Below are 21,482 nucleotides of genomic sequence, written 5' to 3'. Positions count from 1 at the left end.
ACCTAGTCGTGGAGGGCCCCGGCCGCGTTTGCCGCTTCGTCACCCTGCATGCGCTGGACGACGAGGTCGGCGATGGACTTGGGGTCCTGGCCCGGCTGGGCGTTGATGGTGATCCGGTACTGCCGATTGTCGGTCATGGCCTTGTGGGTGGAGGACGGGGGTGGGGCCATCACGAAGCCGCTTGTCGACGCCGAGGGCGGAACATAGTCCATGCTGGAGCCGAGTAGATTCGGCGTGCCGGAGGAACCAACTCCAGCGAAGGAAAGGCCAGGCAGCCCGATCCCTCCGCCTCCAAACAATGAAAAGAATTTAGAGATGGAATCCCACCTGGAAATTAGGAGGTCGATAGCAGCAACTAAGGCGATGATTGCCCCGGTTATCAAAACAATGGGCCAATCAAGGAGACCCAAAGCAGAAAGCAAAACCCGGGATCCGCTGAAAACGCTTATCAGACCGGCACCAATCTCCCACAGCCCCTTCACCAGGCCACTTATCTTAACAATAAGAGAGGACCCAATGATGATGCCTAGCCCCCAAAAAACAGCCTTCAATCCGCCGATGTGGTCGAAGACCCAATTTACCGCCTTGCCTAGAGATAAAATCGCGTCGATCAAATCGGAGATTCTCTGCCCCCATTCCTCCGCGGCCTTTTTAAACCCTCCGTTATTAATGGATGCCTCAATGCCGTCCAGAATCTCCTTGAGCCTGGCCTTCAGCTTCTCAAATGGCCCGGACTGCATAATAGCCAGGCCGAAGCGAACGGCGTAGTCCTTGAGGTTGGAGATCATGCCGTACCAGGTGCTCATCTGCTCGGCCATAAGGCCGCCGTAGCGATCCTTCCAGATGGCGAGATAAAGGCGCTTCTTCATCTCCATGTCGTTTTTGTCGATCAAGACCTTCATCTGGTTACCGAGATGATTGGTAAACTCGACCATCGCTTTCCCCTGGCCGACGCCTTCCTCGATCACCTTGATGCCAAAACCGGCGATCATCCGGTTCTGGTTTACCATCGCGTCATCGAAAGCCTGCACGGCCTCATCCATGCTACGCCCGCTGCCAGAAGCCGCATCGCCAATGGTCTTAAGTAGATCGTCTTTGGTGGGATCAAGCCCGCGGCTTTTCAGGCGAACGAAGGCGCTCCGCACCTCTGGAATCTCGAATGGGGTCGTGTAAGCAAATTTGTCGATCCAGGCCAGGTCTTGCTTTCCCTTTTCCTTGCTCCGGTCCATGACGGATAGAGCGATCTGGGCCTGTTCCTGCTCGGCCTCGGCGTGAAGCATTCCCTTGAATCCAAGACCGAGACCTGCTGTTGCGGCAGCAGCGACGTAGCCATTTCCGATGCCGAATCGAGAAAGACCGCTGCCAATCCCGGCAAAGCCTCGCTGAATGGCGTAGAGGCCCTTGATGGAGCGGCTGGTGCGCTCAATCTTGGCATTCAGAATATCCAGCTGCTTCCCGGCTAGATTCGCGAAGCTCGTGTTCAGAAATCCGCTAGTGAGCTTGGCCTGGTTCTGTAGCTCCTTGAGGTTCGCCGAGAACTTCTTTGTCAGCGCGCCCAAGACATCGAAGGAAGCTTTGATGCTCCCGTCGAGCTTCCCACCGATCTCGATTACGCCCTTGTACCGTTTTTCAGCCATGCTTGGAGAGGGCTTTCACCAGAATTTTATGATAGTCCGCGAAATCCTGCACCGTGAGCCGATCAATCTCGCTCGGCTGCCAATGAGTGTGCAGCGCCAGCGCCATTACGGCGTTTAGGAGGCCGTCTCTTCCGAGGGCAAAAAATCGCCACCCTCCGTGGCGTACTCCTGAAAGGCTTTACCAACACGGCCATAGTCTACCAGAGAAAGGGAGTCCGCCTCCTTCGGCGTGATCTGAAGAAGATTGGCAAGTAGGACGTGCTGGGCATCCTCCGGGGTGCGGCCCTTTTGGGCCACGCGAAGATCGCCGACGCTAGGCTCACGCATTTCGAGCGTGTCGACCAGGGTGCCGGAGACGGTGATGGGCTTGGACAGGATGATTTTCTTGCTCATTTTATTGGGGGTTTAGGTGCCAATCGCGTCACGCTGGCTTTGCAGCGCATCGACTCCATTGACTAGCCGAATCATATTGACGACATCGATGTCGTGGATGACCACGCCGTTCTGCTCGTACTTGTAGGCGCGGAGGTCGACAGTGAAGGGCACGGAGGACTTGTTGCCAGCCTGCCAGGCGGCGGGCTCGATGGAGCGGATGGTGCCACGCATGGTCACGATTACGGGCTCTACAGTTCCGTCTAGGTTCTGGACCGCGCCGCGGGCCACCAAGGGAACGGAACTCCCCTCGCCCACGCCCCAAAGAGCGAGCGCGGCAGGCTCATAGGCGGAGAGGGTGAACTTAAACTCCATTTTCTCCTGGCCCATCTCGATGGCGATGGACGAATCCATGCCGCCCGCCCGGAAGTCTTCCATCTTGGTCGTCAGCGGCGGAAGCGTCAGCTCGTCGATGTTTCCGGCGTAGCCCTTCCCGTCGATGAAGAGAGAGAAGTTCTTGAGGATGCGATTTGCGGTAGCCATGGGTGGATGTGGTGGAGGGTGGGTTTAGGACTCGGTCGAGACGATCTCGCTAAGGTAATCGTTGTTAATCGAGACCCGGAAGGTGATGTGCTCCGCCGGGTAGGTCGGCGCGAAGTCGAAGTCGAAGAACACCTCACCGTTGGAGATGTTCGCGGGCGTGTTGAGGTCCGGGTCAGCCCAGCACTTTCCGTCGATGATCGCTCCCTGATTCTTGAGATCCCGAAGGTAGGCGGTGACCCGCTCGGTGACATCCTTGACGTAGGTCTTTGTGATCGGCCGGTCGATTGCCCACAAGTGGGCTCGCTGGATTGAGTCGATGATGATGTCCGCCGTGCGGCGGACGCAGAGGAAGGCGTATTTCGGATCACTAGAGGTCGTACGGTTTCCCCACAGGCGGAAGCCGTCCTGGCGGATGATGGTGGCGATGTTGCTCTCGTTAAGGAGGTTCGCTTGGCTGTTGGGATCGCCCAGGGAGAAGTTGATCGGGCGCTCGGTGCCCACAATCCCGGCGATCTCCTGGTTGGAAGGGCTCCACCAGAAGCCGCGTGCGTTGTCCCCCAGGGAGATGATGCCCGCCACGCGGGCCGAGGCGGGCCGGATGACGGTCACCCCGTCCACAACGACCTTGACGGCGGGGTCGACCACGTAGAGTCGGTCGGAGCCGAAATTCTGGATGTACTGCACGGCGTCCGAGTCGGTCATGCTCGGCCCGTCGGCGATGACCACTGCACGTAGGCGGGCCGCCACGATCAAGAGTTCCTGGACAACGCCGTTGGTGGGATCGTCCGTGAACTCCGGGGCAACCAGGATGCGCGGGGCGACGCCGACCGCGCTTTCGGCCCCCAGGAAGGCGTAGACGCCGGAGGAGGCGGCCGCCGACCCGACGATGTTGGCGGCGGTCTCCGCGGCGTCATCCCCCTCCTCGACGCGCACGACCACGATGGCGGCTCCGACCTGGTCGAAGATGTCGTCGATGGCGGCGGGCAAGGTGCCATTCGAGCCCAGGGCGGCCGCGGCGGTCGCCGAACCGGCAATGAGGACCGGGGTGTTCAGCGGGAATGCCTCGTCAAGGCCGCCAGAGAGGTAGCTGGTGGCCTGGTAGCCCAGGACGCCCGCTCCGGTAGAAACTCCGGTAGATGCCACCGTTACCAAGGCGTTAGCCGAAGCGTTTGCCGCGATGGCAGTCTTCAGCAGCGTGGCGGTAGTGGTGATCGCCTTGGCCGCGCTGGTGGCAAGGGAGACAATGATCGCCTTGCCGGAAACTGTGATAGAGAGAGGTGCAGAGGCCGTTCCTGGCGAACGCATGGAGACGCTGATGTCGTTCCCCAGAGCCCCGGCAAGCTTGCTCGTCCAGGTCAGGGCGGTGTTGTCGCCGACGCTTCCGGTCGCCATGGAGGCCGTTACAGCTTCCTGCGAGTCGGGGGCAGTGCCGATCAGGCCGATTACGGAGGATTTTACCGTACTGATGGCGCTAGTTCCGTCGGAGACTTCGACGACTTCGACGCCGTGGAGAAATTGTTCGGGCATGGTGGATGTGGTGGTTTTCCACCGATTTAAGAGCCACCCGCCATACTCCTCTACTGGTCGGATTTCCGCGCTCTAGGAGCCCTGTAATGCGTAGAGGAGCTGCTTGCAGTAGTTCCCGTAGGCGACCAGGACCGGAATCAGGTCGGAGGTCTTTTCAGAGTGCGTCGTCCCGGCGTTGTCCTGGATCGTCTGCACGGAATTGAGGATGGCCGCCCTAGCTGCATCGTCCGTAGCGACGAGCAGAGAGACGTTAAGAAGGGATACGGTATTAGCGAGGAGAGACTGCGTGGATTGATCGCAAGCCAGGGTGTAGCCACGGCCCGTGTCGAACCCGGCGGCAACGGCCTCATCGTAGACTTGCTGGGCGGATTTTTTAGTGGAGTCGTGGGCCGAAACAAGCGCGTTCAAAGCCGTAACCTGATCGGCTGTGAGAGCGCCGTCCGCATAGTAAACGCCGTTTGCGTCCCAGGTGAAGGGGCACCCGGAAACGGACGATTTCAGAACTTCTTCCGCGAAGGAGGGGCCGATTGATTTTTGAATAATATTCATTTTTTAAACCATGGTGCTTCCCCAAACGGTGCCCCATCCAGAATATGAGCCGGACGCCACATACCCGAACGCCGAAAAGTAATTAATGCCCGTGCTGCTTGCCTGGACCTGATTTACAGGCTGGGTTATTTCCCTGGCGGTATATTGCTTACAGGTTGTTGGGCCTCCATTCGTAGCGCCGTTAATGCCCATTGCGAAATAACAGAAAACGTCATTCGCGGTTTGAATATATTCTATGGTCGCGGCGGCCAACGAATCCCCCGATTTCCCGTCCCCAAGAAAATAGACTCGGGAAGACGAAGATAATTCAACCCACGAAGTGGATGAGGTTGAGTATGTGAAATAGGCATACAACCCCATCCGTTTCTGATTAAAGAAACTCTTTACGAGCCGAGCGGTAACGCTGTCCTGAAAGAGACCAGAGGAGTCCGTGCCGACCATCCCAACAAACGTTTTCGTGGCATCACCGCTTAAAACGAGCACCCCGTTCCGAGGGTCTGTGGCATACCCTGTAGTTGAGGAGGAAAGAGTCATAACCCCGGACACCATCCCCACATACACGTATCGGGCCGTCAAATTCCCTATGCCGGAATTGGAAAGAGTCGGGGCCGTGGCGGGGATTTGCTGCGCCACGTTGTCGATAATGATTCGGTTTCCATTAAACGGGGAAAGCTTAACCTGCGTCGAGCTGACAAAATCTAGGCGGCATTGACCGTGTAACTGCTGGTTGGCGATGGAGGCGGCGGAAGCCGCGGCGGCCGTAGCCGAACCTGAAGCAGCAGTAGCCGACGCAGCGGCATTCGCCTCCGACACCGCAGCAGCCGCAGCGGAAGTTGCGGAATCAGAGGCCTTACCGGTAGCAATACCGGCCTCCGTAGTTGCTGTGGCCGCCGACGCAGCGGCATTCGCCTCCGACGCCGCAGCAGCCGCAGCGGAAGTTGCGGAATCAGAGGCCTTACCGGTAGCAATACCGGCCTCCGTAGTTGCTGTGGCCGCCGACGCAGCGGCATTCGCCTCCGACGCCGCAGCAGCCGCAGCGGAAGTTGCGGAATCAGAGGCCTTACCGGTAGCAATACCGGCCTCCGTAGTTGCTGTGGCCGCCGACGCAGCGGCATTCGCCTCCGACACCGCAGCAGCCGCAGCGGAAGTTGCGGATGCGTTGGATGCCGCCGTCGCCGTAGCAGCCTCGGGATAGCCGGGCGTCACCTCCACGACGACCTGCGCCGGAGGGGTGACGATCACTTCAATGTCTGCCATGGCTAGCGGGTAACTGTGGGGGTTATGGTGACGTTCCCGGCGACCATTCGGTAGCTGATCCCGGCGTTAGACATGAAAAGATCGTAGACGCCACTGGCGAAATCGAGATCGGCGGTCTGCGATCCCGTCAGGGAAATCACGACTCGCCCAGGGGTCTCCCCGTCAACGGTGACGGTGAAGGTTGCAAGAATTACGTTTCCCTCCGCGGCTTCCCGAATCTGCGCCTTAAAGGTGGCTGCGATGATGTTCAGAGGAGTTCCATTCCCGTCCTTAAATACGAGTGGAAGGGAGTAGTCGGCTCCGCGCTCGATGGTAATGTCGTAGGATGCGGCTGGCATGGATCAAGAGGGCAATTCCGGCCACTCGACATTGGCCGGATCTTCGGTGTGCTCGGGAAGGTCGCGGAGTTCCTGGCGGTAGATTTGCCAGGAGTTCTTTGCCTCTGAATCGAGGGGCGCATCCGAAAGCTGGGTCCAATCGGATGCGGTCAGCAGGGCATTGCGTGTCGTCCGAAGGTATTCCATCGTGCCCACCTCCGAATCGACCGCAGGCGCGGAAACGGCTGGGATTTCGATGAGGGACCACGCGGTGCCGCTCCACTTTGCGATTTTCCCGGTCACGACCGACGGAGGAGCGACCGACGTGGAGGCGTAGGGCATGAGAATTAAACCAGGCTGGATAGGGCAATCCATCGCCACGGTTTCCCCGGTATATAGGTGGGTGGCGGGATCGTAGCAGTAGACGGTGTGCAGGCTCATAAATTTGGTTGCCTAGTAGTGGATGCAGGGAAGGAACGCCACATTGCGCGGGCGGGTTTCTGCGCCGCCTGTGGCCTGGATGCTTACGTTGCTTCCGTTGGTAGTCGTGGTAGTCGAGCCACCACCAGCCCTACCTGGCCCACTAAATCCAAAAATGGAATTTGCGCCGTCGTTAAAAAACACGGTGTGATTGTGGCCGGGATCGTTGACACCGTGGGTGTGGGATGCGAAGGAATCGGCCTGCCAAGATCCAAGGATGCGCCCCGAATCGATTCCTCGACCGCCGTCGAATCCACGCAGGAACTCGCCGCGAAGGTCGGGGATTTTGAAGGTCGTAGTGCCGTCGCCAGCGCCGTAGGTCGTGCCGATGGCGGTGAAGAGATTCGCGTAGGTGGCGCGGGAAATCAGCGAACCGTTGGCGATGATCCACCCCGGGGGAGGTGTCGCCATGGGAAAGAGGCCGATGAGGCCAACGTAAGTCGCGGAAAGGGCCTGAATTAGGCTGTCGACGTAGTTTTTATTGGCGGCCTGCGCAGGGTCGGTCGGGTCACCATAGAGAGCAAGCGGACCTACCATCGTTCCGCCGCTTTTAAGGAGATACCCTGCAACACGGTCTGCCAGCTTCTTCGGAGTTACAATGGTTTGATCGTCTGTCCCGGCAGTGACCAGGGAGGTAGTTGCGATGGCGGCCACACCCAGCGTTGTCTCTGTGGCGGCCGGGTATGAAAAGCCGGTGTCCCCAACGGTGATGGAGTCAGGGTCTGCCCCTGAAAGGGCAAAATCGAGGGAGAAGAGAAAGTCAGAGTTGGCACCCTTCACCAAGATGTTGCTTCCCTGGGAGTAGACCGCAAATAGCACGCCGGTCGAGGTGATGAGGCCAATCTCGCCAACATTGTAGGCGTCTTGGGAGCTGTCGACCGCGGTGATGTGAATCACGCCTGGCGCTGGCACCGTAGAGCCGCTGGGGGTCAGTTGCTTGGTTTGGCTTTGCAGTGCGGTTTGCGTCGCGCTGGGCGTGTAGAGGCCTGTGCCGATAGCCACCTTGGAAATCGTGACGGGGCCTAGGCTTCCCACGTTGGCCAGGGCGGCCAGTCCGGCGTTGGTGATGACGAAGGGGATTGCGGACATAATCAGGAGGTCGATGCGGTGGCGGTTCCAGAGATGCGGGTGAAAAGGCAGGGCCGCACGATGGCGGATAGGTAGGGCGTGGCGGTGAAGCCCTGGGTCGTAAGCAGGGTCATTTCAGAGCGAACCGGCTTAACCTGGTCGACAGCGGTCGCTATGGCGTCCTGAACGTCCGAAGGGGTGTTGATGATGGCCAACGTGACGGTGAAGGTATGGGGCGTGCCGGGCGGCGTGGTCTGCCACCATTCTCGAATGGCACCGGACAGCCCGAAGGGCTCCAGCACACGGCGCACGGCCCCAAGGGTGCCCTTGTGCCGGTGAACATCGACGCTGGCCTTGATGACGGCCCGTTTCTGCGCGTCGGTCCAGGAGGAAGACCAGGTGTCCACCTCAAGGGCCCAAGCCAGCCAAGGAAGGAACGCCGCCGGGCAGGTATCCGGGTTCCAGAGCGTGCGGAGGGGAACGGGCACGTCGGAGATTCGAGACGTGACGGTCTCGACGTCCTGCTCGAACTCCGTTGCGTTAGGGGGGAGAAGGCTTTCGCTCATTCCGTCGTCCCCCCGAAGGTCACTTCGATGCCGCTGCAATACGGCGTGGACTGGTAGTCGGTGGCGAGGTCGGAGGCGGGCGTCGTCAGCACGACTCGCTCAACACCAGCGACATGCAGGGCGGCGTAGAGTCCGGACAGGGGAACGGAGGCTCCAATCTTGTGCCGGGAGTCCGCAAACGTCTGGGCTGATGCTAGCGCCGACTGAAGGACCACGTTGGAATCCGGCCCGCTGGATGTGTAGATGGTGGCGACGATGTTGTAGGGGACGGGGGTAACGCTCTGTACGGTGACGTGGTCGGTGATCGGCCGTACATCCTCGGCGTTGAGAGCGTCGGCGACCGCCTGCACTGTCGTCTCGTTCACCGCGCCGCTTGGGGTGGTGCCAAGCAAGGTGACCAGAACCTCTCCAGGAGAAAGCGTCGGGGGCCCGGTGATGCTGGCGTCCTTCACCCCATCGACGGAAAGGGCGTGGAACAGATAGGAGCCGGAGGGGCCTGCCGTGGAAAGGCCCTCCAGGGAAAGCTGGGTTCTATAGCGAAGGTCAGTATCCGCCTCGTCGGTCTTTCGCGTGACGCCGAATAGGGCTGCCAGCTGCTCAAGGTCGCCGCCCGTGGCGGAGGCGAGCATGACAGCCCGGGCCGCATCGTTGACCCGCTGACGCAGAAGCATTTCGCGCATGGCGCACACCTCCAGGGCTTTAACCACCGGCTCGGAATCTAGGTAGGCATTGAAGTCGGGCAGAAGTTCCACCATCTGATCCTTCATCGCCTGAAGGATTGTTAGGTAGTCGATGTTCTCGACGATGTCCGGCGCGGCGACGGTGGATAGGTCGATGGGGGTGTAGCTCATACAACAAGGCCATCCATGACGATTTCCTGTCCGTCCGGCAGATAGTTACCCTCTAGTGAAAGAGTGAATTTACCGTCGATCACGCTCTGCACCTGAACCCGAGTTGTCTTAAAGCGCGGCTCCCATTTGTTCAGGGCCTCCACGGTTGCGACGAAGATTTCTACCTTCGTCGCCTCGTTCATAGGGGCATCGACGAGGTCAAAAAGGCGGGAGCCGTAGTCGCGGAGCATCACCCTGGACCCAAGTGGAGTGGTCAGGATATCCCGGATCGACTGGCGCAGATGGTCGATGCCGGATAGCGATTTTCCGGTATCGGCAGAGCTTCCGTTCACGGCGAAAGGGTAGTTCGCCGCGGCGAGGCGGTTCTACTGGTCGGATTTCCGCGTCCTAGTGATTCTCGAACCCCGACGCGCTGGCGGCGGCCAAGGTGGCCCCGCCGGAGGAGAGGTTCAGCGCGGTTCCCCCGCAGGTCAGTACGATCCCGCTGGAAGACACCTCGATTTTCGACGATCCGACGGCTAGGGTGACCTTTTCGGACGCCACCTCGGCGTAAGCATCGCCCGCGGTGGCCTTGACGGTTCCGCCGCCCGGCACGTCGATGGAATAGGCGTGGGCAGCCCTGTCGTAGGAAACGGAGGCTCCGTCGCCGTAGACGGTCGTGCTGACGTCGGCGGAACTGGCCGGGGCCGGAAAGGAAGCCCTATAGATCGACCCCAAAACGTAGCCCATCCGGGTATCGCCAGACGGAGATAGTACGAGAACTTGCTCTCCAACCTCCAGGGCTGACCAAGTTCGATCCCCGGCCGCCCGCGTGACCAGCCATGGGAGCCATGCGCTTTCCGCGTCCCCCAGCTTCACCCGCACCAAGGCATTCACGTAGTCCACCTGTGATACCAGGCCGGGCCGGATCATGCAGGCCAGGCGGCGGTCATTGTCGGAAATTTTAGCCGCGCTCATTCGGGGAATATGACCTGTTCGTAGGCTATGGCCGAGGAGGGATCATCCGCGTCCCCTCTCCCGGCGAATACCTCGGTAACAAGGGTGCCCATCGGCTCCCACACGTTGTCGCCCAAGGCGGCCTCATGTGTCCAGGAGACGCGCCAGGTCTCGTAGTCGGTACGCTGGTCGGGGAAGTTCTGGTGTCCGTATTGGAAGCTCTCCGGGTGGGATGACACGAAGACCCCCGGTCCAACAGGCTTACCCCAGCGGTTGTTGGTGATGAGCTGGGCGAAGGCGGCAGCCAGCTGCCGGATGGCGAGCTTATTCCCCTTTTTATAATCGAAAACCAGGATAGCCGACCAACGCAGGGTGACCTCCAGCTGCTCCGTTCCAGTCTGCGGGGGATCGGACGGCTCGAACTCCTCCAGCTCTAGGTAGATCGCCTTCGGCATCTTGAAGGACTCCTCCGGGCGGGGGTAGTAGTCGACCGCAAACCCTGGGAAGGCTGCCTGGACTTGCGCCTTGATCGCCTCGTGCAGGGCAGCCAGGTCTACGCCGGGAATGCTGGGTGTGCTCGCTTCGGTGGTCATCGGCTTCGTGTCTCCTTGATGCGCTGCCAGTTGAGTTCCCGCTCAAACTCATTCCAGATGCGGGGTTCCAGATCCGGGAGGATGGAGTCGATGGCGGACTGCCCCTCGTTTTCGATATGGACGCCCTCGGCCTTCTCAATGGGGAATCTCCCTTTCCCGACACGGGTGAATACGTTTTTCCCGGCCTTGGGGATAAAGAATCCCCCAGGAACGGTTACCGGCCCCGCCTTGATGCCGGAATTTGTTTTTTTGGGGTTCAGCCTAGAAAGGGAGATCGGGTCCATGCCGAAGAAAACACGGGCTTTGTCGACCTGTAGGAAGAGACCCATGCGCCCCTTAATGACCCGGCCGGTGACGCGGACCTTCCTTGCCGACCTGCGCCGCAGTTCACCACTGGCCCAGCGCGCCGTCCGCGTGATTGCCTTCCTCATTGCGGGCTGGATGTCCTTTTCCTTCGCCGTGAGTGCAGCGGCCTTGTCGACGATCTGGCTGGCGTCGAAATAGATGCCCTGGAAGCTGCTATTCATAGGCGAGGTGGACCGTCGCCGTTCCGGCTCCATCCGGCCAAACCTGCACAACCGAATATGGCTTCCCGTTCAATGTGACGGGCGTCTCGCTCTTGATGTCGGCGACGTCGGAGAGCTTGCAGGAGAAGCGGGGCTGCACGGATGCGGGAACGATCTCGCCGATGGATTGATCGAAGAACGATTCGTCGAAGAATCCGCGCACGACTCGCGACTCTCCGTCGACGGTGAAGGTCGCCTCGACGGAATCCAGGCTGGAGAAAAATACGTCGAGGTTTTCCTGGAACATGGGGACGTTACCTCAAGGCGCTACATAGGGCCATAAGTGCCCGCAGGTTCCACAGCAACCAAAAGACACACACGGCGTTTTCAATCACTTCTGCCATCGGGAATCTCAAGTTTTGGCGCTTGGCCGCGCCGGTTGGCTCGGCGGATCGCAATTAGGGTTGCTACCCCTACGGCTATACCCACGAAGAGGGATGTGATACGGAGGAACTGCTCGACCTTGTCGAGATTGGAGATGCAAACCCCGGCGACAGTCGATGCCACCCCCACCATTCCCCTCTCGTAGACCGAGGCGGCGGCCGGGGGAAGCATTACTTTTTACCTTTGCCCTTCGCTGGAGCGGAGGGTTCTTCGGCTTGCGCCTGTTCCTGCTCGCTCTCTTCGGAAGTTTCGCCCTCGATTTCCTCGTCGTCTTCCTGCTCACCTTTGGGGTCGGTCGGAGTGGAGGGCTCGATGTGATGCGCGGCGGCGCTTCGGTTGATGAGTTCCCGGCCCAGGCTCTCGTTGACCTCTGCAACCTGGTTGACCGAGTGATGCACGCCGCCGATGCGGATGGATTTTAGGACTTTGATCTTCATGATGGATTACGTGATAGAGGGGCGGGAAGCCCCCAGACTTCCCGCCCCAAGTTTGTTAGGCCGTGTGGGTGGCCATGACGAAGGACTCGGGATGGCGCACCGCAAAGTCGACATCCTGGAACCCGACGATCTGCAAGCGGCCCTTGTCGCTGCCGGAGTAGGGATCGACGGTAAGTTCAAGGCCGCCCCACAGACCGATGAGGAAGTCGGCGAAGTTTCCGAAGAACAGATCGCCCGCGGTGATCTGGTTGGTAACCTGGACCTGGTAGCCATTCAGGGTGTTGCCAGGTTCCCACAGGGTCGCCGAGTCGGTGGCAGTCGCCAGACGACGGGTCGTCTTTGCATAACCGCGCTGGGCCGGATTAATGACCCAGCTGATGCGGCCAATGTCGGCGTTAGCGGACGCCATCGCGGTCTCGCACTGCACGAGTTCCGCAAAGGTCGGCGCGCCCGCTGCGGCCAGATTGACCGAGCCGATCCCGGCAACATGAGAGAGGCCAGTCGGGGCATTGCCCGTACCTGCTCCGTAATAAGCCGCAATATCGATGGCAAGGCCGATGCCGCGGGAGAGATCAGTGCGAACCAGGCTTTCTACGCCTAAGGAAGGCTGCTTAAGCATTTGCCGGGTAATGATCGCCTTGGCGGCAACAGTCTTCGGACGCAGGGAGACAAGGCCAAATCCGAGGGAGTCGGTCGGGGCCGAGTCATCTTCACCCACCCAATAACCACCAATCTGGCCGGACTGCTTGGGGATGTCCACATTACCGACCAAACCGGAGAGATCGGTGGCCAGGTTCATGATCGTGGCGTGGTTTTTCAGCATTCCGATGAAGGAATCCGCCAGAAGCGAAGTCTGAATGGCATTGGCTCCCGTTCCGGTGTAGCCGGTGCCAGACTTTTCGGAGATGACATTGCCCGAAGCAGCGCGCTGACCAACCACACGAAGCACGTCGATTGGAACCAGAAGGCCGCTTACGGAGCGGTGGCTCATGTTCTTCGCTGCGGCTTCGCAGACTTCAAGCTCGAAGGCTGCTTCTTCCCGGAACTTGTGATCCGTCGGATGAGCGAGGACTCGCAACGCCTTGACGAAAGAGAAATCCTTGGCCTCCCGCTCGCTCAAGCCGACGGGCTTGTTCGCGTCGGTGACCTTGGTGTTACGCTTTTCCAGGGCCTCGTAGATGGCTTCGCGGGCCTGGTCGATGCTGGCACCTTCCGTCAGTAGATCGGTGGCCTCCTTTTCGAGGCCGAATTTCTTGCCCAGCGCGGTGATGCTGCGGACGCGGTCGTTCTCCTCCTTGCGGATGGCGGCGCGTTCCTGCTCGATGGAGATGGTCGGCGTGGGCTTCTGTTCGACTTCGTTCTTGGGTTCGGTGTTCATGGGTTTTTGGGTAGATTGAGTGGGTTGGTGGGACATCGACCGACCGACGCCGACGGACATGTCGGCCGGAATCGTGACGATTGAGATTTCGTAAGGCTCCCACTTGGTGACGGTGTAGACGTCGGGGCCGCCCTCACGTTCCTCCGTGAGTTTAAGCTCTAAGATGCGGTAGCCGACCGATACCTTGGTCAGAATCCCGTCTTGAACGTCCTGCCATTTCGCAACGGCTTCGGGAGAGTTGCCGAACCGCACCAGGGCGCGGCCAACTCTATCCTTGTCGATGCGGGCTTCTTCAACCACGCCAAGTGGGCTATCGGGGTCGTGGTTGAAAAGGATGTTTGCCCCGTCGTTGAGGCGAGAGAGGTCACATGCGCCGGAGTCGTGGGATAGAACCTCCAACACGCCAGGCCATTGCTCGACCGGCTTGTCCGAAGAGAACGCCAGTTCAACGGTGCGCTTGCCCGCGTCGGCCACGCTCAAGGTGGCGGAGCGATGGAGCTGCTTCCCGATGAGTTCCTCGATCTTCGGCTTCATTTGCGCCGGAGTGTGCTGGGATTCTAAAAACGGCTCTACTGGTCGGATTTCCGAATCGGCTATGGCGTCAGAACCAGCGAGGCCTCGGCATCACGGCGGACCCGTAGACCGGCGGAATCCGGCCAGAGCCGCTTCATCGTCCGCATCTGCCTGGCAATCTCGTCATAGTCCTCACGTGGCACGGCGTCGCGGATTGCCCGCATCTCTCGCCGGGCTGGACCCGACATTCCCGGGCCGCGGTTGAAGACAAGCGAGACGAGAGCGGCCTGCGCGTTTGGCCGAAGGCGGTCGAATCCGGGGAACGCCCGGCGGGTTACGAACCAGAACCGCGTGACGTCGACGCGGTCAAATACGTCGAGGGCCAGGGACCAGGAAACTAGGATGTCGGCGACCTGGGCGGCCTTGGGCTTCGCGGAAGGCCCGTGGAAAGGCTGGGTGGCGACGAGGCGATCCAGCGGATTGGAGGGAATGTCGTGCCAGTCCTCCCGGATGATGTCCGGTTCGACGGTGGACAGGTCGTAGCCGACGCCGATGGTTACGCCAGAGCTTTCCCCTGGCCAGCTGGGCCGCTGAAGGAAGCGGTCATAGTAGGATCTGCCACCGCCGACCTCGTAGTCCAGTATGAGCTGGTGCCCTGCCTTTGATAGCGCGGGAGGGGATGGCAACTCGACTAGGGCGGCCGTCGCCGCGGCGATCAATGAGCCAAAGCCCAAAGCGCCGACAAGAAAATGGAGATGGTCTCGCATGAATCGAGGAGGACGCGCCAACGGGGAAGCGTCCGCGTCTCATCATCGGTCAGGGGGGAGAATAGCCGCCGCTTTGCCAGCATGGTGAAGGCGCTGGCGATGACGAGGGTGAGAGCCTGAACGCCAAGGCCGACGATTCCGCCCAAGTCCTCCCGGTCGGCACGACCTGTAAGGGCTCGGAATAGAAAGGCCATCGCCACCAGGAATCCGATGACGCCGGGAAGGTGAAGATAGGTTTCCTGGTATCGGCGGACATGGTCGATTGGCGATTTCATAAAACGCCGACGAGGTGGAGTAGTCCGGCAATGGCCGAGAACACGACGAATCCTAGAAACGCGGCGACGACGCGCTCGGCGGTTCCAATAATGCCGCCCAGGATTGGGATGGACGATAGGAATGCCCCGTATCCGGTAGCTGCGGCCAGCCACGGACCGATGATCGCCATAACGGCGGCCAGAACGAAGCCGAAGAGCGAAAAATAGAGCCAGTGCTTCCGTTTTGCGTCACCGGCTGCAATTTGCTTTGCCTGCTTGGTCAGGTCGGAGTTGACCTTGGCGACTTGCTTGCCCGCCGCGAGGTCATGGGCGGCAAGAGCGGCATCCGACTCGGCGGCATGGCGCTGGGCTGCGGCCAAAGTGGACTGTAAGACGGCGGACTCGGCACTTCCGGCCCGGGTGCCCCGTTTGGCGATGGCCGAGGCGGTCTGCTGGGCCTGGGCGAGGTCGACTCGGGTTTCCCGGAGACCATTCCTCACCTCCCCCGTGGAGACGGGAGCGTAGTATCGAGTGGTCCCAGCGCATCCGGCCAGGAGGAGGACGGCAAGAAAAGCAAAACGGGTCATTTTTGGATAGGCTCGCCCGCAGGGGCAGGCGCTTCCTCTTCCGGCGGCAGCGTGACCCCGGGGGGAAGGGCTGGGATAATTCCGCGACGGGCAAGTTCCTTGTTCTCGGCCTCGATTTCGGCAAAAACCTCTTCGGGATCGCGGTTGCTGGTTTCCCGAATGACCTGGGAGCGGCTTTTGAAGCCCTGGGACACTGCCCGCTCGTTAGCAGATTGATCGGAGCTTGGATCGATCCACGCCCAGCGGGTGCCTATGAAGTCGACGGCCTTGTATTTTTCGAGCGAATCGACACGCAGAGGCTTTTCGTTGATGAGGATGGAGCCGGTGACCAGGACGGAGAACTCCAACCACGCCTCGAACATGGGGCGGCAGACGCCCTCCACGAAGGAGTCTTGGAGGCTGCGCCAGACGCTCCGCTCGTCGAGCGTACCTTGCCGGATGGAGGAGAAGTTGACGCTGGTGAGATCGTTGGAGAGGTTGTGGTAGGAGACGGAAAGGCCCGCGCCGATGCTCCGCAGGATTGTGCGGATGAAGGTTTCGATGGCGGCGTCAGGAAACTGCGGGTCCCACTTCACCAGTTCCCGGTTGCCGATGTCTTCCATGGAGCCAGGGTCGGCGTCGATCACAAGATCCTCGTCGTCTGCGCCTCCTTCCGCATCGGGGTTGTGGAAGAAGCCCATCTTAGACGATCCAATTCGGGCATTGATGATCGCCGCGTCCTCAAAGCCGGATAGCATCCGCATGCGGGAGAGGGCGGTGCGTCCCGGGCAGATTCCGCGCTTTTGGCCCGGCTTCTCCGGCACGAACCAATGGATCACGTCCCGGGCGTCGACGACGGTGAAGTCGTTAGGACCGTAGCCAGCAAGGTATCCGCATCCGCGCTCGTCCGACTTGCGGAAGTAGTAGCGCAGGGGGCGGTTGTCCTCGTCCATCTCGATGCCGTGCCGGATGTGGTTGCCGTTCGGCAATCGCATGTAGTGGATCGGGTCGAGGCGTACCGGGTCGATGAACTGGAAGGCGATGCCGTGGGGAAACTGTTTGCCGTAACGCTTCACGACGATGACCTCGCCGTCGGTCGCCCAGGTGTTCAGCGCCATGCGCTCGGCGTCGGCGCGGGAAAGTGTGCCGCTGACGTCGAAGTTCCCCTTCTTGGAGAAGTCGTAGTAGGCGCCCTCGATGGCGCGGATGGCTCGGGTATCGACAGAGCCGGAGGGGTCCCTGATCTGCGCGTTGAGGTTCATCCCGTTTTCGCCGACGACGTTGGCGCGGACCAGCTGGGCGAATTTACGATAGTGGTCGAACTCCTCGTAAGCCTGGCGGGCGCGGGCGGTGGTGGCCGTCCACGCCTGGTAGATCAGGTCGTCAGCGGTGTAGGGAGTGGAGCGCCAGGACGACTCCAGGCGGCCGGTGCGGGCTGCCTGGATGATGCTCCGCACGTTGACGGCGGCCTTTTTCTTCTGGCCTGGCTCGTTGCGCGGGCGGGGGAATCCGGGATTCGTGGGAATGGCCGTTCGCTGGAAGGAAGGGGTTCGGCCAGATGCCGGAAGGTTGCGGATGTTCATGCGCTAGACGGTGAAGACGATCCGGGGAGCGCGTCCGCCGTTGGCGCGGCGGCGTTCTTCGGCGAGGATTCCCCGCCACTCGGCCAGGAGGGCGCGCAGGTCGGCGATGGGATAGTTTTCCAACTCGCGGTTGTTGATGCGGTAGCGGCGCACCATCGGCGTGGCTGCGCCGCCTAGGCCCAGCATGGCCTTAAGGTTGGCGACGGCGATTTCGGCCTCGGACCGGACCTCCGCGCCCACGGGAATGTCTCCCGCGGCCTGCTGGAGGACGAAGGTTTCGCGCAGGATGACCTTTTTCTCGGAGTCGGTCGCCTGCATCACCTCCATGAGGTAGTTACCGGCGGCCCAGCCGGAGGTGTCGGCGATGATCTCGAACCAGCCGTCCTGGCTGGCGGTCGCTGCAACGGTGTGCTTCGAGGCTCCGGCGAAGACGGCGGTGATCGCCGAGCAGGGAGCAGCAGAGCGGCAGACCTTGATCGTCTCGCCGGAGGTGTATCGGGTCATCGCCATGAATTGATCCAGCCGCCTCCCCCTCGCCTGCGGCGCCGGGGCTTCGGCTTCCCCGCACTATCGGGAGGAGGTTGCTCGCTTTCTACTGGTCGGATTTCCGGCTCCTCTTCCTCGTTTTTTACGGAAACTACTTTTAGCGCAGGCCTCGCCGCGACCTCCTGGGCGCGCTGTCTCATGCGCCAGGCCACCTTGTCGAACTGCGGGGCGCGGAGGATGAGGGCGGCGAAGGCGTAGACGCGGCAGTCGAGGGGTTCGTTCCTGGCCTTGTCGGGCTTGAACCACTCCCGCTTTGGCATGCCTTTGACGTAGCGCACTCGCATTTTCTCGCATGTGAGGCCCCGGAAGTAGTCGGCGGATCGCCCGGCCGGAAAGTGCGGATAACCCGGCCCAGGAGCCTCCATTTGCAGGCGCTTGTAGATGATGGCCTTGGCCTGGTCTACACCGACGATGTAGACGTCGACGGGCCTCTTTGTCTTTTTGCCAGCCCGCTTTCGGGATGGATTGCCGACGATGGGAATCCCCTCCCCGCCACGGCCTTTGATGGCGAAAACGCGCTCCCCGGAGTGCTTTTTGACGTATTCGTAGACTGCCTGGGTGTTGTGACCGCCGGAGTCGATGCAGGTGGACTCGATAGCTACTTCCAGACCGCTCTCGTGCTTCCATTTCCGTCGGATGTGGTCGGTCAGGTCGCTCCATGGAGAACCCGGGGCCCCTTCCTTGATCTCGGGGTCGCCGTGGATGACGTGGTAGTCGATGCTCCAGCTTTCCTCTCCGCCCGCCCAGGCGACTACTTCGACTTCCAGGCGGTCCGGCTGCGTATCGACGCCGCAGGTCAGGACGAGGCCGCGGGCAGGAACGTCGATTCCCTCCGGCCATGGCTCGCACCGGCTCAAAAGGTCATGCTCGTCGATCTTTTCGCCCGTGTCGTCGTAGGTTTCGCCCAGGGAGGTGTTGACCCACACCTGGTAGAGGGCTGGGTCGTCCTTCGCTACTAGGTAGTCCTCGGCGATCTGGGCCAAGGTGCGCCAGGGCGAGTAGAGTTCGTTGAGGTGGAAGCCCGCGATCCCGTTGAAAGGAGCGGTGGCGATCCATCGCCCGCGGCTTACCGCCACGTTTTTCTGCGCGTTGGTGATGCTACCACTGCACGATACGCATCGTAGCACGGCCTCCTTGGGCCTTCCTTCGGGCCAGGTGACGTTGCCCCATTGGAGACGCTGTTCTTCCTGGCAATGAGGACAAGGGACGTAGAAGAACCGCTTGTCCGAAAGCTCGAACTCCTTCTCGATGCGGGAGAATCCCTTCACCGTAGGCGTCGACGCCATGACGATGCGGCGATTCCAGAAATTGTTGGTGCGCTTGATGGCGAGCTTGACCGGGTCGCCCTCCTCTCCCGCGCTGGCCGGGTATCGGTCGACCTCGTCCATTAGAAGAACACGGATTGGCCGAGATGCCAGGGTCGCCGGGGAGTTCGCCCCAGCCATCGTGAGGTGGCCACCGTGAAATATCTTGTGAAGCTTGGTGCTGCCAGCCCCACGCGAGCGCCCTTCCTTCACCTTTCCCCGCAGCGCTGGCGTGTCCCGGAGCATCGGCTTGAGTCGATCCTCACTGAACGCCTCGGCCATCTGAACCGTCGGCTGGAGGAGCATGAGCGGGGACGGGTCGAAGTCGATGTGGTAGCCGGAGACGTTGAGCAGGATCTCCGTCTTGCCCACCTGGGCGGAGGTCATGAAGACGACGCGCTCGTTTTTCGGATCGGTAACGGCATCCATCATCCCGCGGGCATATTCGGCGCGGCTGGTGCGCCAGCGGCCCGGCTCCGCTGATGCCTCGCTGGAAAGTCGGCGCCGTGCGTCCGCCCATTCGGAAAGAGTCCAGGCAGGAGGAGGAGCCCAGGTGCGGGCTATAGCCGCGGTGAGGTCGACCAGGGCATTCACGGAACGGAGGGCTTGGGGGCCCCCGGCTCGGTGATTTCATCGTCCGGGTCGCCCACGTCGTCAGACTCAACCGGAAGGGGCTGCTGAAGTTGCCGGGCTACCACTTCCTCCGCTGGATAGTCCGACAGCTCCTCAAGCGCCTCGTGGACGGCATCCTTGAGGATGTCGAGGATTTGGTTCGGGTCGGAGATGTCGGCCACTTTCGGGGCGCATACGGTCGGGATGGAAAGGAGTTTGGCGCGAGAGCGGGCAACCATGTCGTTCATCACGGCGGCGACGACCTCGGCGTCGTGGACGGTGCCACTCATGCGGGCGGCGATGATTTCCTGGGTGTCGGCTCTGGCCTTGTAGAGCCGGGTGCGCTGGGTGTCGTAGCCGTTGCCGCCCTCCCCTTCGCCGGATTTTCCAGCGGCGAGACGCCGCAGGTAGCGGATGTAGCCCTTGATCGACTCGTATAGTTCATACTCCCCCCGCTTCGCCTTGCGGACGATTCCCTCCTTGGCGAGTTGCTGAACGCGGATTTCCGTCAGCTCGAAGAGCTTTGCCAGGCTGGTGACTGGAACGGTGGCGGGAGAGGACTTCTCGGCCATCGGGTCACTCCTTCAGAGTGAACCACCGCTTGCAGTGGGGGCACTCGACTTTCTTCTCGCCGTCTAGGCCGCCGTCTCCGGGCAGGTTCTCCTCCTGGGTGGAGTTTTCGAGGAAAGCGGCCAACTCTGCCGCGCCGAATCCGGTGAGGGATAGGTCGAATCCCTCCTCCCGAAGGTCAAGGAACTCGGCCTTCAAAAGCTCGTCGTCCCATCCGGCGTTTAGGGCGAGCTTGTTGTCGGCGATGACGTAGGCCCGTTTTTGTTTTTCGGTGAGGTGGCCGAGGCGGATGCACGGCACCTCGGAGAGGGCCAGCTTCTTCGCCGCCATGACCCGACCGTGGCCCGCGATGATGCCGTTTTCGGAGTCGACCAGTACCGGGTTTGTGAATCCGAACTCCTTGATGCTGGCCACGATCTGCGAAATCTGGTCATCGGAATGGGTGCGGGAGTTCTGCGCGAACGGGACAAGCGCCTCGGTGGGGAGAATTTCGATTTTCAGGGCATCGGCCGCCGCGGGGATGATCTTCTTGGTTTGCAAAACAAAGTCCGGTTTTTTGGTTCGTGCTTAGGTGAAAAATGGGGTGGTTTCCGCCCCCGCATACCCCCCGGCTCGGAAGAACCTATGGGGTGGGGGTGGCGGGGTGGCCGCTACAAGTCGCGCAGGATGCCTTGCACATGGCGCACGGTGAGGCCGTAGCGCGTCGCAATGAGCGGGATAGGGTCGCCGTGGCGCGCAGCCTCCTTGATCGCCCTATTGCGATCCTGGACGTAAAGACGGTGGCAACTCGCCAACCATAGTTGCTCACCCCCGAACGCGCGTTGCAGGCGCTGGGCTAGGACCGGCCCGATAGTGAGGACAATCCAGTGGGAAAAAGGGAGGGTTGCCTTTGGGACGTAGATGGTCCCGTAGGGGCATTTGCCCGCGAGGGCTATCGTCGCCTCACGTCCGATTACGTTGGCGATTACCTGCGCGGTCGAAGGCAGGGGCGTGGATTCGAGGGTCGAGCTAGAGAGTTCCGGCCGGTTAGCGTGAGTCGTCACGCTTCCCCATCCTAATCACACCGGAAAAGTGACAAGGAATAATTTACGGAACTCCTTCGCTCAAATCACAGTGACCACAACCCCATCCACGACGACCGCCTTATGCCGAGCGGCGCCGTAGGTGATCGGGTATTTGCCGTTGATGAGGCGCGTACGCGGCAGCTGGGCGAGGATGTGGGATCGGAGCATTTCCTCGTCCAGGCCGACGACGCGCTCGGCGAAGCGCAGGACGGCATGGTCGCTGACTACTTTCATTTCGGATT

27 protein-coding genes are annotated in these 21,482 nt (G+C 60.9%); all 27 read right to left on the bottom strand.

What is annotated here, in order from left to right; all coding sequences use genetic code 11:
• Positions 1–2 precede the first annotated feature (2 nt).
• Positions 3–1,637, bottom strand: a complete 1,635-nt coding sequence (locus PW734_06985; protein ID MDE1170936.1) for a hypothetical protein — start codon at positions 1,635–1,637, stop codon at positions 3–5.
• Between the two features lie 114 nt (positions 1,638–1,751).
• A complete protein-coding gene (locus PW734_06980) occupies positions 1,752–2,030 on the bottom strand; it encodes a phage tail assembly protein (GenBank protein MDE1170935.1) in 279 nt (92 codons plus the stop codon).
• Positions 2,031–2,042: 12 nt separating this feature from the next.
• Entirely contained in the window at positions 2,043–2,552 is a 510-nt protein-coding gene (locus tag PW734_06975) for a phage major tail tube protein (protein ID MDE1170934.1), read from the bottom strand.
• A gap of 24 nt (positions 2,553–2,576) precedes the next feature.
• Positions 2,577–4,079, bottom strand: coding sequence for a phage tail sheath subtilisin-like domain-containing protein (locus tag PW734_06970; protein MDE1170933.1), 1,503 nt, complete (start codon positions 4,077–4,079; stop codon positions 2,577–2,579).
• A gap of 72 nt (positions 4,080–4,151) precedes the next feature.
• Positions 4,152–4,628 (bottom strand): hypothetical protein, encoded by a 477-nt coding sequence (locus PW734_06965; GenBank protein ID MDE1170932.1) that lies wholly within the window; start codon positions 4,626–4,628, stop codon positions 4,152–4,154.
• Between the two features lie 3 nt (positions 4,629–4,631).
• Positions 4,632–5,885, bottom strand: a complete 1,254-nt coding sequence (locus PW734_06960; GenBank protein ID MDE1170931.1) for a hypothetical protein — start codon at positions 5,883–5,885, stop codon at positions 4,632–4,634.
• A gap of 2 nt (positions 5,886–5,887) precedes the next feature.
• Positions 5,888–6,223, bottom strand: coding sequence for a hypothetical protein (locus PW734_06955; GenBank protein ID MDE1170930.1), 336 nt, complete (start codon positions 6,221–6,223; stop codon positions 5,888–5,890).
• A gap of 3 nt (positions 6,224–6,226) precedes the next feature.
• On the bottom strand, positions 6,227–6,643 hold the full coding sequence (locus PW734_06950; GenBank protein MDE1170929.1) for a tail fiber assembly protein: 417 nt from the start codon (positions 6,641–6,643) through the stop codon (positions 6,227–6,229).
• A gap of 12 nt (positions 6,644–6,655) precedes the next feature.
• Complete coding sequence (locus tag PW734_06945; protein ID MDE1170928.1) at positions 6,656–7,771, bottom strand: tail fiber protein; 1,116 nt, start codon at positions 7,769–7,771, stop codon at positions 6,656–6,658.
• 2 nt (positions 7,772–7,773) lie between these two features.
• Complete coding sequence (locus PW734_06940; GenBank protein MDE1170927.1) at positions 7,774–8,316, bottom strand: phage tail protein I; 543 nt, start codon at positions 8,314–8,316, stop codon at positions 7,774–7,776.
• Positions 8,313–9,167, bottom strand: coding sequence for a baseplate J/gp47 family protein (locus tag PW734_06935; protein ID MDE1170926.1), 855 nt, complete (start codon positions 9,165–9,167; stop codon positions 8,313–8,315). Before PW734_06935 ends, PW734_06940 begins: the two co-directional genes overlap by 4 nt.
• Positions 9,164–9,499 (bottom strand): GPW/gp25 family protein, encoded by a 336-nt coding sequence (locus PW734_06930; GenBank protein ID MDE1170925.1) that lies wholly within the window; start codon positions 9,497–9,499, stop codon positions 9,164–9,166. The genes PW734_06935 and PW734_06930 overlap by 4 nt, the downstream gene beginning before the upstream one ends.
• A 55-nt stretch (positions 9,500–9,554) precedes the next feature.
• Positions 9,555–10,124 carry a phage baseplate assembly protein V gene (locus PW734_06925; protein MDE1170924.1) on the bottom strand — a complete coding sequence of 190 codons (570 nt, stop codon included), beginning with the start codon at positions 10,122–10,124 and terminating at the stop codon, positions 9,555–9,557.
• Positions 10,121–10,696 carry a hypothetical protein gene (locus PW734_06920; GenBank protein ID MDE1170923.1) on the bottom strand — a complete coding sequence of 192 codons (576 nt, stop codon included), beginning with the start codon at positions 10,694–10,696 and terminating at the stop codon, positions 10,121–10,123. The genes PW734_06925 and PW734_06920 overlap by 4 nt, the downstream gene beginning before the upstream one ends.
• Complete coding sequence (locus PW734_06915) at positions 10,693–11,223, bottom strand: hypothetical protein (GenBank protein ID MDE1170922.1); 531 nt, start codon at positions 11,221–11,223, stop codon at positions 10,693–10,695. The genes PW734_06920 and PW734_06915 overlap by 4 nt, the downstream gene beginning before the upstream one ends.
• On the bottom strand, positions 11,216–11,509 hold the full coding sequence (locus PW734_06910) for a hypothetical protein (GenBank protein MDE1170921.1): 294 nt from the start codon (positions 11,507–11,509) through the stop codon (positions 11,216–11,218). The genes PW734_06915 and PW734_06910 overlap by 8 nt, the downstream gene beginning before the upstream one ends.
• A 307-nt stretch (positions 11,510–11,816) precedes the next feature.
• Positions 11,817–12,083: a hypothetical protein gene (locus PW734_06905; GenBank protein MDE1170920.1), complete on the bottom strand. Its 267-nt coding sequence runs from the start codon at positions 12,081–12,083 to the stop codon at positions 11,817–11,819.
• A 55-nt stretch (positions 12,084–12,138) separates the two neighbouring features.
• Positions 12,139–13,995, bottom strand: coding sequence for a phage major capsid protein (locus PW734_06900; protein MDE1170919.1), 1,857 nt, complete (start codon positions 13,993–13,995; stop codon positions 12,139–12,141).
• Positions 13,996–14,054: 59 nt separating this feature from the next.
• The gene (locus PW734_06895; protein MDE1170918.1) at positions 14,055–14,741 is read right to left on the bottom strand and encodes a hypothetical protein; all 687 of its coding nucleotides are present in this window, start codon (positions 14,739–14,741) and stop codon (positions 14,055–14,057) included.
• Positions 14,690–15,016, bottom strand: a complete 327-nt coding sequence (locus PW734_06890; GenBank protein ID MDE1170917.1) for a hypothetical protein — start codon at positions 15,014–15,016, stop codon at positions 14,690–14,692. Before PW734_06890 ends, PW734_06895 begins: the two co-directional genes overlap by 52 nt.
• A complete protein-coding gene (locus PW734_06885) occupies positions 15,013–15,375 on the bottom strand; it encodes a hypothetical protein (GenBank protein ID MDE1170916.1) in 363 nt (120 codons plus the stop codon). The genes PW734_06890 and PW734_06885 overlap by 4 nt, the downstream gene beginning before the upstream one ends.
• A 203-nt stretch (positions 15,376–15,578) precedes the next feature.
• Complete coding sequence (locus PW734_06880) at positions 15,579–17,144, bottom strand: phage portal protein (protein MDE1170915.1); 1,566 nt, start codon at positions 17,142–17,144, stop codon at positions 15,579–15,581.
• Between the two features lie 3 nt (positions 17,145–17,147).
• The gene (locus PW734_06875) at positions 17,148–17,654 is read right to left on the bottom strand and encodes a hypothetical protein (protein ID MDE1170914.1); all 507 of its coding nucleotides are present in this window, start codon (positions 17,652–17,654) and stop codon (positions 17,148–17,150) included.
• Complete coding sequence (locus PW734_06870) at positions 17,645–19,588, bottom strand: phage terminase large subunit family protein (protein ID MDE1170913.1); 1,944 nt, start codon at positions 19,586–19,588, stop codon at positions 17,645–17,647. Before PW734_06870 ends, PW734_06875 begins: the two co-directional genes overlap by 10 nt.
• Positions 19,585–20,178, bottom strand: a complete 594-nt coding sequence (locus PW734_06865; protein MDE1170912.1) for a hypothetical protein — start codon at positions 20,176–20,178, stop codon at positions 19,585–19,587. Before PW734_06865 ends, PW734_06870 begins: the two co-directional genes overlap by 4 nt.
• Before the next feature lie 4 nt (positions 20,179–20,182).
• Positions 20,183–20,716 (bottom strand): ParB/Srx family N-terminal domain-containing protein, encoded by a 534-nt coding sequence (locus tag PW734_06860; protein MDE1170911.1) that lies wholly within the window; start codon positions 20,714–20,716, stop codon positions 20,183–20,185.
• A gap of 563 nt (positions 20,717–21,279) precedes the next feature.
• A complete protein-coding gene (locus PW734_06855; protein MDE1170910.1) occupies positions 21,280–21,474 on the bottom strand; it encodes a hypothetical protein in 195 nt (64 codons plus the stop codon).
• Positions 21,475–21,482 lie beyond the last annotated feature (8 nt).

The organism is Verrucomicrobium sp. (assembly GCA_028283855.1).
In the GTDB taxonomy this organism is placed as follows: Bacteria; Verrucomicrobiota; Verrucomicrobiia; order Methylacidiphilales; family GAS474; genus GAS474.
Note: the sequence above shows the minus strand (reverse complement) of the source record. Positions and strands in the feature narration are given on the sequence as shown.